This is a genomic window from Mariprofundus sp. EBB-1, assembly GCF_003665155.1.
Taxonomy (GTDB): Bacteria; Pseudomonadota; Zetaproteobacteria; order Mariprofundales; family Mariprofundaceae; genus Mariprofundus.
The window spans coordinates 1-2,388 of record NZ_RCFQ01000061.1 but is presented as its reverse complement, the minus strand read 5'-3'; the positions used below and the strand labels follow the sequence as shown (position 1 = coordinate 2,388).

Genomic DNA, 2,388 nt, shown 5'->3' with positions numbered 1-2,388 from the left:
GGGGTTACTCTGCGGGGTGTTTTTTGATGGTCAATGTTGAGTTCTTTTTTCGCATGGATTCACCTTTCAAATTAATTTTATAAGCACTGTGAACGAGGCGGTCGAGGATGGCGTCAGCCAGGGTCGGATCGCCGATATATTCGTGCCATGCTTCTACCGGCAACTGGCTGGTGACGATGGTGGATTTGAGTCCATTTCGATCTTCCAGTATTTCCAGCAGATCATTCCGTTGTGGCTTGGTCATGGCCGCCAGGCCCCAGTCATCAAGAATGATCAGGTCAGTACGAGCCAGATCCATCATGAGCCTGCCATAGCTTCCATCGGCACGGGCAATGCCGATCTCCTCCATCAGACGTGGTAAACGCATGTAGCGGACCGTATGTCCTTCCAGGCAGGATTTATGAGCCAGAGCGCAGGCCAGATAGCTCTTGCCTGTTCCTGTAGCTCCGGTGAGCAGGATATTGTTCGCCTTTTTGATCCAGTCACAGGATGCCAGTGAGAGGATGAGCTGTTTATCGAGTCCACGCGGCGTGCGGAAGTCGATGTCTTCAAAGCAAGCCTGCTGGCGCAGCTTTGCTTTCTTCAATCGGGTTTGTAATCGACGGTTGGCACGCTCGGAGGTTTCTCTGTCCACCATCAGGCCGAGGCGGGCCATAAAGTCCATCGACTCAACCTCCGGCATATTGAGCTGTTCGCTCAATGCCTTGTGCATGCCGGTGAGCTTCAGTGTATTGATTTCATCCAGTATAGGGTGTGTAAGCATTGTTTCTCTCCTTGTGGTTAATGGAAATAGCCCGGACCACGGATATTGTTGTGGTCGGGTATGTGTTGTGTTGGTTGCATCTCGGGCAAGGCTTGCTGATCAAGTCCTGTCTTGAGGATGGATTGGATACTCTTGTAGGAAACGCAGTTGGTAACGATGGACCGGTTACATGCTGCTTCCAGCCTGTCGTTTCCATACTTTTTACCCATGCTCATCAGCCCCATACAGGCGCGGAAGCCTTGTTGTGGGTGCCGCCTTTTGCTCATGATGATATTGGTGGCGATAGCTGTCTGTTCACCAATGCTGCGACCCCATCGGATAAGCCGTTCGGGTGTCCACTGGGCATAATCCCTGTGCGCCCTAGGCATGTGCTCCGGGATCGTGCTGTGTCCATAGCCACCACTGCGCACGTGGACAGCAACACGTTTGCACTTATGGAAGCACTCCACCGTGCTGCGCGTAATACGGACATCCAGTTGCAGTTTGATGAGCTGATATGGAACAGAGTAGTAATGCCCCTCTATCTCAATGTGGTAGTCGATCCCCACTCGGGCCTGCTTCCACTGGGCGTACTCATAGGCTCTCTCCGGCAGTGCTTTCAGAGCTGGTTTATCCAGCTCCTCAAACTGGCTGCGGCGGCAGCCGGGAAGCTTCTTGAACGGGCGCTCATTGAGTCTGGTCAGCAGCTCTTTGATTGCGGCATTGGCTTCGACCAGAGAGAAGAATGTCCTGTTGCGCAGCACTGCCATTATCCAACGTTCAACCAACAGCACGCCGCCTTCTGCTTTGGCCTTGTCTTTGGGTTTACGGACACGGGCAGGAATCACGGCAACGCCATAATGCCTGGCCAGTTCGGCGTAGCTGGGGTTGATCTCTGGGTCATAACGGCAGGGCTTGGTGACACCTGACTTCAGGTTATCCGGAACCACAATCTCCGGCACGCCACCGAAGAACTCGAAAGTCCTAACATGTGAACCGGTCCAGTCTGCCAAGCCCTGTGTCATAGTGGCTTCGGCAAAGGTGTAGTTGGATGCGCCCAGAACAGCTACAAACACTTGAGCTGAATGGGATTCACCGGTTGTGCGGTCCACGATGGGAACCGTCGGACCAGCGTAATCCACAAATACCTTCTCACCGGCCAGGTGAGTCTGGCGCATCGATACGCTCAGCTTACCGCGCCATATCCGGTATAGCTCACTGAAACGACTGTACTGTAAGCCATCAGGTGATTGCGTTTTGTACTCCTGCCACAGCAGGAACAACGTAACACCTTTGCGCTTCATCTCCTGGTGAATTTGTGCCAAGTCTGGCATGGGACGTTCAGAAGTTGTTAAAACAGATGGGTAGAGAAGTCGCTCCAGTCGAGCATCATCCATGCCCTTCGGTAGCGGCCAGGATAGTCCGGCTGCTGTGGCTCGGCGGATACAACCTGCTACAGCACTTCGAGAGACATGGCAGCTTCTCGATGCTGCCGCATCGGAAACTCCAACCTCCCATTTTAATCGCAATATTTCTTTGCTCTTCCTCATGGATAATCTCCTTGCGGGCATTGCTCCTCCTACGTTTCTTCGCGGAGAATAATGCCTCTTTGAAATTATCCAGATCAGCTACATTTGAAATCCTGT

2 protein-coding genes are annotated in these 2,388 nt (G+C 52.8%); both read right to left on the bottom strand.

What is annotated here, in order from left to right; all coding sequences use genetic code 11:
* Positions 1-4 precede the first annotated feature (4 nt).
* A complete protein-coding gene (gene istB / locus D8Y20_RS13475; RefSeq protein ID WP_121544226.1) occupies positions 5-763 on the bottom strand; it encodes an IS21-like element helper ATPase IstB in 759 nt (252 codons plus the stop codon).
* 17 nt (positions 764-780) lie between these two features.
* Positions 781-2,313 (bottom strand): IS21 family transposase, encoded by a 1,533-nt coding sequence (gene istA, locus D8Y20_RS13470; RefSeq protein ID WP_121544225.1) that lies wholly within the window; start codon positions 2,311-2,313, stop codon positions 781-783.
* Positions 2,314-2,388 lie beyond the last annotated feature (75 nt).

Coding starts and splice junctions, on each gene's coding strand:
- istB (WP_121544226.1), bottom strand. CDS start 763: ATGCTTACACACCCTATACTGGATGAAATCAATACACTGAAGCTCACC.
- istA (WP_121544225.1), bottom strand. CDS start 2,313: ATGCCCGCAAGGAGATTATCCATGAGGAAGAGCAAAGAAATATTGCGA.